Here is an 838-nt window from a genome sequence, read left to right as displayed (position 1 = left end):
ATACCATGCCAATAGATAATCTTCCTCCTCTACGTGAGGTCATCGATATATATGGATTGCAAGCGCATAAATCTTTGGGACAAAATTTCCTTTTTGACCTTAATTTAACCTCTAAAATTGCTCGTCAAGCAGGCAATATAGAAGGAAAACCTGTTCTTGAAATTGGTCCTGGTCCTGGAGGGCTCACACGCGCCTTGCTGGCAAAAGGTGCCATTGTAACAGCAATAGAACACGATGAACGCTGTATACCAGCTCTCTTAGAAATAGAAAAATACTATCCGAACAAATTAAAAGTTATTTGTAATGATGCATTGAAACAAGATTTCTCAAAACTCTTTGAAACAATCCCAGAAAAACCACGCATTATTGCCAATCTTCCTTATAATATTGGAACGCAACTTTTATTAAATTGGCTTTTGGTTGAACCATGGCCTCCTTTTTATGAATCCATGACATTGATGTTTCAACGTGAAGTCGCTCAAAGGATTACGGCTAAACCTCAATCTTCTCATTATGGACGTCTTAGTGTCTTAACTGGCTGGCGTACCATGGTTAAAATTGCTTTTGATGTGCCTCCTCAAGCCTTCATACCAGCGCCTAAAGTAACTTCTTCCGTTGTTCATATCATTCCACGAACTCAACCTCTTGTCTGCTCTGCGCAAAAACTAAGCTTGGTTACAAAAACCGCTTTTGGACAAAGACGAAAAATGCTTCGTCAAAATCTCAAAACACTTGGAGGTGAAGTCCTTTTAGAAAAAGCTGGAATTGATGGAACGCGCCGTGCTGAAACGCTCTCTATTTCCGAATTTGTAACTTTAGCGAATTTGATAACCTAAAA

Annotated in this window: 1 protein-coding gene; it reads left to right on the top strand. The window is 39.3% G+C overall.

Annotated features, from left to right (window positions below; genetic code table 11):
* Positions 1-5 precede the first annotated feature (5 nt).
* Positions 6-836: a 16S rRNA (adenine(1518)-N(6)/adenine(1519)-N(6))-dimethyltransferase RsmA gene (rsmA, locus tag ACFINC_RS10265; protein ID WP_375617145.1), complete on the top strand. Its 831-nt coding sequence runs from the start codon at positions 6-8 to the stop codon at positions 834-836.
* Positions 837-838 lie beyond the last annotated feature (2 nt).

Source organism: Bartonella sp. AP58NXGY (genome assembly GCF_042195785.1).
In the GTDB taxonomy this organism is placed as follows: domain Bacteria; phylum Pseudomonadota; class Alphaproteobacteria; order Rhizobiales; family Rhizobiaceae; genus Bartonella.
The sequence above is the reverse complement of the archived record's forward strand: the minus strand, read 5'-3'. Positions and strand labels throughout refer to the sequence as shown.

Excerpts from the sequence above, each read along its gene's own strand:
- rsmA (WP_375617145.1), top strand. The coding sequence starts at position 6 with ATGCCAATAGATAATCTTCCTCCTCTACGTGAGGTCATCGATATATAT.